Origin of the sequence: Bacteroides sp. OM05-12 (assembly GCF_003438995.1) — a bacterium.
Taxonomy (GTDB): domain Bacteria; phylum Bacteroidota; class Bacteroidia; order Bacteroidales; family Bacteroidaceae; genus Bacteroides.
The window spans coordinates 321,288-328,102 of the sequence record NZ_QSUN01000004.1 but is presented as its reverse complement, the minus strand read 5'-3'; the positions used below and the strand labels follow the sequence as shown (position 1 = coordinate 328,102).

15 protein-coding genes and 1 rRNA gene are annotated in these 6,815 nt (G+C 36.4%); 13 read left to right on the top strand and 3 right to left on the bottom strand.

The window, feature by feature from the left end; translation table 11 throughout:
* Positions 1-368: 368 nt before the first annotated feature.
* Positions 369-479, bottom strand: a 5S ribosomal RNA gene (rrf, locus tag DXB63_RS06035).
* Between the two features lie 226 nt (positions 480-705).
* Between rrf and DXB63_RS06030 the strand changes: the two genes are divergently transcribed.
* From DXB63_RS06030 to DXB63_RS06005, 5 genes are all read left to right on the top strand, one after another.
* Positions 706-1,137 (top strand): hypothetical protein, encoded by a 432-nt coding sequence (locus DXB63_RS06030; RefSeq protein ID WP_122125490.1) that lies wholly within the window; start codon positions 706-708, stop codon positions 1,135-1,137.
* Positions 1,138-1,154: 17 nt separating this feature from the next.
* A complete protein-coding gene (locus DXB63_RS06025) occupies positions 1,155-1,382 on the top strand; it encodes a hypothetical protein (RefSeq protein ID WP_122125489.1) in 228 nt (75 codons plus the stop codon).
* A 308-nt stretch (positions 1,383-1,690) separates the two neighbouring features.
* Positions 1,691-2,665 carry a site-specific integrase gene (locus DXB63_RS06020; RefSeq protein WP_122125488.1) on the top strand — a complete coding sequence of 325 codons (975 nt, stop codon included), beginning with the start codon at positions 1,691-1,693 and terminating at the stop codon, positions 2,663-2,665.
* Positions 2,666-2,679: 14 nt separating this feature from the next.
* Positions 2,680-2,997 (top strand): hypothetical protein, encoded by a 318-nt coding sequence (locus tag DXB63_RS06015; protein ID WP_122125487.1) that lies wholly within the window; start codon positions 2,680-2,682, stop codon positions 2,995-2,997.
* 269 nt (positions 2,998-3,266) lie between these two features.
* Positions 3,267-3,701 carry a hypothetical protein gene (locus DXB63_RS06005; RefSeq protein WP_122125485.1) on the top strand — a complete coding sequence of 145 codons (435 nt, stop codon included), beginning with the start codon at positions 3,267-3,269 and terminating at the stop codon, positions 3,699-3,701.
* A 9-nt stretch (positions 3,702-3,710) separates the two neighbouring features.
* Here the strand turns inward: DXB63_RS06005 and DXB63_RS17780 are convergent, their stop codons facing one another.
* Both DXB63_RS17780 and DXB63_RS06000 read right to left on the bottom strand, forming a co-directional pair.
* Positions 3,711-3,923: a hypothetical protein gene (locus DXB63_RS17780; protein WP_122348209.1), complete on the bottom strand. Its 213-nt coding sequence runs from the start codon at positions 3,921-3,923 to the stop codon at positions 3,711-3,713.
* Positions 3,924-3,927: 4 nt separating this feature from the next.
* Positions 3,928-4,182 (bottom strand): helix-turn-helix domain-containing protein, encoded by a 255-nt coding sequence (locus tag DXB63_RS06000; protein ID WP_122125484.1) that lies wholly within the window; start codon positions 4,180-4,182, stop codon positions 3,928-3,930.
* A gap of 192 nt (positions 4,183-4,374) precedes the next feature.
* On the opposite strand from DXB63_RS06000, the gene DXB63_RS05995 reads away from it, so the two are divergent.
* The 8 genes from DXB63_RS05995 to DXB63_RS05965 all read left to right on the top strand — a co-directional run bounded on the left by DXB63_RS05995 (position 4,375) and on the right by DXB63_RS05965 (position 6,733).
* Positions 4,375-4,596 (top strand): hypothetical protein, encoded by a 222-nt coding sequence (locus DXB63_RS05995; protein WP_122125483.1) that lies wholly within the window; start codon positions 4,375-4,377, stop codon positions 4,594-4,596.
* 62 nt (positions 4,597-4,658) lie between these two features.
* A complete protein-coding gene (locus tag DXB63_RS17890) occupies positions 4,659-4,805 on the top strand; it encodes a hypothetical protein (protein WP_158563645.1) in 147 nt (48 codons plus the stop codon).
* A gap of 36 nt (positions 4,806-4,841) precedes the next feature.
* Positions 4,842-5,063 (top strand): hypothetical protein, encoded by a 222-nt coding sequence (locus DXB63_RS05990; RefSeq protein WP_122125482.1) that lies wholly within the window; start codon positions 4,842-4,844, stop codon positions 5,061-5,063.
* A 6-nt stretch (positions 5,064-5,069) separates the two neighbouring features.
* Positions 5,070-5,339 (top strand): hypothetical protein, encoded by a 270-nt coding sequence (locus DXB63_RS05985; RefSeq protein ID WP_147332266.1) that lies wholly within the window; start codon positions 5,070-5,072, stop codon positions 5,337-5,339.
* 12 nt (positions 5,340-5,351) lie between these two features.
* Positions 5,352-5,657: a DUF551 domain-containing protein gene (locus DXB63_RS05980; RefSeq protein ID WP_147332265.1), complete on the top strand. Its 306-nt coding sequence runs from the start codon at positions 5,352-5,354 to the stop codon at positions 5,655-5,657.
* A gap of 8 nt (positions 5,658-5,665) precedes the next feature.
* Positions 5,666-5,944: a hypothetical protein gene (locus DXB63_RS05975; protein ID WP_122125479.1), complete on the top strand. Its 279-nt coding sequence runs from the start codon at positions 5,666-5,668 to the stop codon at positions 5,942-5,944.
* A gap of 13 nt (positions 5,945-5,957) precedes the next feature.
* Entirely contained in the window at positions 5,958-6,167 is a 210-nt protein-coding gene (locus DXB63_RS05970) for a DUF3873 family protein (protein ID WP_122125478.1), read from the top strand.
* A gap of 176 nt (positions 6,168-6,343) precedes the next feature.
* Complete coding sequence (locus DXB63_RS05965; protein WP_122125477.1) at positions 6,344-6,733, top strand: ASCH domain-containing protein; 390 nt, start codon at positions 6,344-6,346, stop codon at positions 6,731-6,733.
* Positions 6,734-6,815: the final 82 nt, after the last annotated feature.

The following is a 6,815-nucleotide window of genomic DNA, read 5'->3' as shown; positions in this document are numbered from 1 at the left end:
AAGCGACTGAACTAATCCAAGGGTTTAATTCATAAATAACAAAATTTGGAGTAAAATTTAGAAAGAGACATGAACAAAGAAGAATATTTTAAACTGACTGGAGTAGAATTTCAAAAAGAACTTCTATTAAGGATGGAATATAAAGAAGAATTTTCACGGTGCAATAACTGTAAATATTTCCACTATAATGTAGAGAAATGTTCTGAATGTGGACTTATTCCATTAATGAGATTAAAAGTAGATGATAACGGTTGCTGCAATTATTATCAAAAGAAGTAGCGTAAAACAAAGAAAAACTAAGAGAAATGAGCAAAATAGAGTTTAATATAAAAAACCTGCCATCAATAAAGACAACAGGGCTAAAAATAAAATGGCAGCGACCTACTCTTCCACTGTTACGCAGTACCATCGGCGCTACAAGGCTTAACTTCTCTGTTCGGAATGGGAAGAGGTGGAGCCCTTGCGCTATAACCACCTAAATTTAGGGACTTAGCTGTGCTAAGTAATTTTCTCTATTAACCACTATAAAAGGTCAATACAGTTTAGTACAAAGTCCCAACCTACCGTCTATTCAATTTTAAGCATTGCCATAGCCGTACGGTAGTAAAGCTATAGAATGCTTTTTCTAATTAAATTTTTCATAATTAAAAAATTAATCATTTGCGACATTGCAAATGAAGTTCAAATATAATAATAAAAAATAATATGGCAAAAATTTATGTAGCAAGTAGTTGGAGAAACTCATTTCAAGAAATCGTTGTAAGGTTTCTCCGGGAGCAAGGACACGAAGTTTATGACTTCAAGAATCCTCCTCATGGTAACGGTGGATTTCGATGGTCTGATATAGACCCGAATTGGCAGAACTGGACAACAGAACAATATCGCGAAGCCCTTAATCATCCTATTGCACAGAAAGGATTCGATTCAGACTTCAATGGCATGCAGTGGGCGGATGTCTGCGTGATGGTACTTCCATGCGGCAGGTCTGCCAACACAGAAGCCGGATGGATGAAAGGTGCCGGTAAGAGAGTTATGGTATATTCTCCAAAGGAACAGGAGCCGGAACTTATGTATAAAATATACGACTTCATTAGTGACAGTCTTTTCAGAATCAATGACGAAATCAATAGAGTATAACAGGAAAAAAGGAAATTATGGCAATATTTGAAGAAAAAGCATACGGAGTACAGTGCGATGTATGCGGTAAGGTATATATGAATGAGTATTCTGGTTTCACCCTTTGGACGGATGAAAACTCACCAAAGGAAGAGGCGCAGGACGACCACTGGTTAATCGAAGACGGGAAATGCTATTGTCCGGATTGCTTCGATATTGACGAAGATGATAATGTGACTATAAAAGAGAAAAAAGAACATTCATAATGATGAAGAAGATGTAGACAACCGGATTGTATTATTTGAGTTTATTAAACGTCGTATGCGTTTGTGTGGTTGTAGTAACTGGCAGCGTGTGGTTATTGCAGCAGAATGCTTAATTGAAACATTCTGTGATCCACAGGAAGATTTTCTTTCATGGCGTCCAGATTTGGAACGTGTTATGGATTATACAATGTTAGGTGAATAAAGAGTACAAAAAGTAATAAAGGTGGTTATTCGGAATTTCCGAACAACCTATAATAGTTATCAACCTTAAAAATGATACTACCAAAGCACTACAATTATCACAACCGATCCCGACCTTCAAAGTAAGGAAGGATTACATTAACCACTTCCGGCAGGAAAAACCGTTAGAGGGTATATACTTCACCGATTTTATTCGTGAAGTACTTGAAAAGCGAAGTAGACGAAAGTCTAAAGACTATGCGGCCGTATATGATGCAATAATTAAGCATATAGACAATTTCTCTGAAAATTATGATTGTGACATATTCACCAACTCGATAACCGAAGAGTTTTTGGATGATTTCATTATTTATTTGGAGAATAATGGCTTACGGCATAATACGATAGTAGGTTATATTCAGAAAATTCAATCATTGGTACGCCGTGCCGGTCAATACAATTATGCTGTGGATACGACATTTGATGAAATAGATTTAAGGGAAGAACCGACAAATGCGGTATTCTTATCAATGAATGAGATCACGAGGATATACTACTATAAATTTGTCAAACAGGATAAGAGAAAAGCGAAAGAGCGTATACGGGACATGTTTGTCATTGGTTGTCTCACGGCATTACGTTATTCTGACTATTCAAGATTGACAAGTCAGAATATGATAAACGGTTATATCGTGATCCGGACTAAGAAAACGAACGTGGATGTTAAGGTCCCGGCACATGATTATGTAAAAGAGATATTTGCTAAGTATGGCGGTTTTATTCCGTCCGGTTTGTGTATCCAATACTTTAATAAATATCTGAAGGTAATTATGAAAGAGATAGGGCTGAATGATATTATTACTTATTCGTACACAAAGGGAGGAAAGCTAGTTACTGCCACGCGTGAGAAATGGGAGCTTATCAGTAGCCATACAGCGAGAAGGAGTGCGGCTACAAATATGTATTTGACAGGCAGAATGAAAACTTTTGAGATAATGAAACTCACCGGACACCGAAGCGAGCAGAATTTTTTTAGATACATCAGGTTGACCGGTGATGATACGGCTAGGAATATTTCAGGAGATATGTTTTTTAGAAAGTAAAATCCAATAAAACTATGATTAAAAATAAAGATTTAGAGGCATTCAATAATTCAGAAGATGCCAAAAGAGTAAATATGCTAATGTCAGCGGCATATCTGTTGTTTACAGAAGCGATGAATATCACAGAGGAGCTGAACGATATACTATCAAAGAGAAATCTGTCTGTAGGAATATTTAAGCATCACCATCGGTCGCTTAATAAATCATTCGATATATATCATGCCGATTTTAAATCAATGATAAAAAGACCGGAAGAGAAAGAGAATTTCATCATTGATTTTGAGCAATTTGATAAAGAGTTTAGGAAATTTGCGAAATTAAATATAAAGTAAGATGTCGTCTGTAGATGATAATTTGTTAGCAGTCTCTATAACGTCTGCGCTAAAAGTAGAGTTCCTTTCGTCAAGTGAGGAGCTCTTTTTATATGCTAATGCTCTTTATTTTGCAACTATGTGGGGTAGGGAGGTTGATGAGAGAAACAAGGCTATCCAAGAAAGAGATAAGTCGGTAAAATAAGAAAGGGAACCAAGCGCACGACCACCTAATTCCCCCTACACGATTATGATGCAAATATACTATTTACTTTTAAAATAATCGTGTTATGCAAAAAGAATTTTCAGCAGTTGTAGAGCTTAAATCTATTCGCGAACAGAAATCAAGACTTTCAGAGAGAGAGCAAGAATTATCGGAACCTCTATTACATGACTATTCACTTATTGAAGAGATATACTCTTGGTTCAAAGAAATGCTATCCGGATTATTGTTACCTCCATGTGTGGATAGTCCAACACAGAGAAAGAAGTTCATCTTTATAATCCTTTTCCTATATTCTCCCAGTGCGTTGGCAGGTGGTAAGATGAAGGTCGGGTTAAGGGATAAAATAGCGGAAGTTACAGGATGTACAGGTTCTTTAATTTCTCACAATTGCGAAGATGTGACGTTTTTCTATCAGCAATATAAATCCCATAGACAGGATATAGATTATATTTACACTGAAATCGTGAATCGGTTGAAAGTTAAAGGGCTAATCAAGTGATGCCGGAGTTTAGCGCTCCGGCTTATTTATTAATACTGATTTTATTTCGCTAGCTGCTTTTAAAGCATTATCTATATTTCGAAAAAGATTATAATCGGAAAGCGTGTTTTCGTTCCCATCATATACAATTGGCATTGGATGAATACTAATTATCGCATTTTTCTCTGTAAGATTCAGATAGTAATAGGTTTCTCCTATTATTGGAATAAAATGTTGTGCCATATATTTATTCTCCTTTCTCTATTTTGATCTTCTTTCCACAGTGAGGGCAAGTGATAGTATGCTCCTCTTTTTCTTCTCCTATCAATTCAGTGATAGGCACATTGAGAACGCTGGCAATCTTTAGAAGATTATCCAAAGAAGGTGAAGACTTTCCGGTTACAATGTTGCTGACAGCCACCTTTGAGATACCAACTTGTTCAGCGAGCCACGCAGAAGTAACATTGCGTTCACTCATAAATTCTTTTATTCGTAAGTCCATAAACTATACTTTATTTTGATTACTCCGCAAAGTAATGTGAACTTTATCATATAACCTAATATTGATAAAGTTTTATTTATTAAATATTCTTAATTGATAAAGAAAACTATATCAAAATGCTGCTTTTAATAAAGTTCTCTTTATCTTTGCATCGTCAGAAACGAAGTAATAACAATTAAAAGATATACGATTATGAAAGAGCGAAACGGGCAATATCAATACGAAGTTGAAAACGTGCATATAAGCACAATACAAGTAGGTGATACCATTTTGGATGCTGATGGGTTGTTGAAGACTGTATGTCGTAACAATATAAGTATAGATCGATTTATGGGACGATCTTTATTCGGTGATACTTATTGCCTGGGTACTATCCCTGTGAAGAAGGTGAGGTTTGTATTGAGAGCTAAATGATAATTTACTTGTAAAAAGAAGTTTAACCGGCAGGGCGAAATCCCTGCACAATATAGAAGATTATGACAAAAGAAGAAGTTTATAAATTGGAAACAGCCGAGAACCCGATTATCAACGATAACGGCAATAGAATTGAGTTTTCCAATGGTGATGTGTACGCAAAGCAATCTATCACCAATTTGTATCGCAAAGTAAAAGTTTATTTCTAATCCGGTAGCCTTCGAGCTACCACAATATACACGATTATGGCTAAAATTTTAAAACAGGGTGAGATATACCAGTACCCCAAGGGTACTAAAGTTAGAATTAAAGATAGTGTGCAGTGTCATCAGCAATACCATGATGGCGGTACTCTTATATTTCAAGATAGAAAAGATGTAGATGAGGGTGAATATCGTGTAGGCATTCAAGTAGAATGTGGCGTTTGTTTTGATTTTCACCCCGATATGTACGAACTTGTAAAATGAATGGTTATGGATGAAAATTTCAAGAAAAGGTATGGTGTCTATGACGGTATAGATACAAGTACATTTAAGCATATACCCGAAATAAGCTGCTACAATCACAACTATTACGTAGGATTAAAGAGAGGTAACAGTGTGATAAATGATTTGCTTTTCGCACACAGCGATGATGATAATTTAACGGATTGGTACATTATAAACGGCAATTCGGTTACATACATAGGGTATGAGTTTTCGGATAAAGGTGTGCTTAATCTTAGCGATGAAGAATTGACTTAAAAATAAATGATTATGGAAAGAAAAGAAGAAATATATGCAGCGAACCCATATAGCTATAGTAGTTATATAGAATATGGCAAAAGACTTGGTTTTTTCGCCGGTGCTGAATGGGCAGACGCTCATCCTAAGAATCCGTGGATAAGTGTAAAAGAACAGTTGCCTGAATCCGATGACCTTATGATAACCGGATGCTGGTGTACTGACTATTACAAATATATTCAGCTTGGGCTATACGACAAGAAATGTGGCGAATGGCGTGATGATTGCGGTGATGTAATTTGCGTTACTCATTATATGCCGATTGTAGAACCTAAATAATAGTGATTATGAATGACGAAACAGAAGCATATCACCTTGCAGACATTGAAGAGAGCAGAGATGATTACGATAGCATCAATTACAGCTATCAATATAAACGATGCAGAGTTAAAGAGCTTAGTAATAGCCAAGAAGCACCGAAGAGACGTAATGAAAAGGCTAAAGTTGGTACAGAATGCCGTTGTCCCATGTGCGGTAAGAAGTTCGTAAAGAAAGTGTATCAACAGAAATTCTGCTGTATCAAGTGTAAGAATAACTATCACAATAAAAGGCAAGTATATTACTAAAACATATTGGCTTATGAACTCAATAAACAAAAACGGTTGCAGCGTATGCCAACCCGGTAAAGAGAACTATTGTACCTACACTACCAAGTTAAGAGGTAAGAGAGTGAGAATGTACCAGTACGACTATCGTATTGAAAGTGGTGATCTGTTCGCTTGCTGTGCGCCTACTTTAGAGGCGTGCAGAGAGAAAAGAGACGCTTGGCTGAAAAGTCTTTCACAATAACACTATTGTGAAGAATGAGAATTGAAGATATTTCGTTATCTTTGGTTGTGGTAGTACCTTTGGGGTACTATCGCGGGGTGTAGCAGTGGTAGCTTTTCACTTTGACTTGGTGAAGGTCGGTTGTTCGATTCAGCCCCCCGCAACAATGATTATTAATTTTAAAAATACACACGATTATGGAAATTTTGACGCTTAGTATTAAGCAAAAGTTTTTTGATGAGATTTTATCCGGTAAGAAAACGCACGAATACCGTGAAATTAGACCTACAAACGCCAAAAAGTATATTACTTACTTTTGTGGTGGTAAAGAATACAAGGCTGATGAAGAATTGCCCGAAGAAGGTGAGGTTGATATTAAACCTATCAAGTATGATGCTATTAAGTTACTTACAGGTGAATACAAAGGCAAACGCCCGTATATGATTGTAGAAGTCAAAGATGCAGAAGTGACGATCCTTACCGACGAAGGGGGTAAAGATATAGTCTATACGCATAACGGTGAAGAGTATCTTGCTGCTCAAATTGATTATACTTTGGGTAAGGTGTTAGAGAAACATATAGGTTAATTTGTTTAATTTAAAAATTAGAAGCTGAGTCAGAATTAAAGTAGGCACAAGAGCTACAGCCAATAAGGGTGTAGTTGGGCGT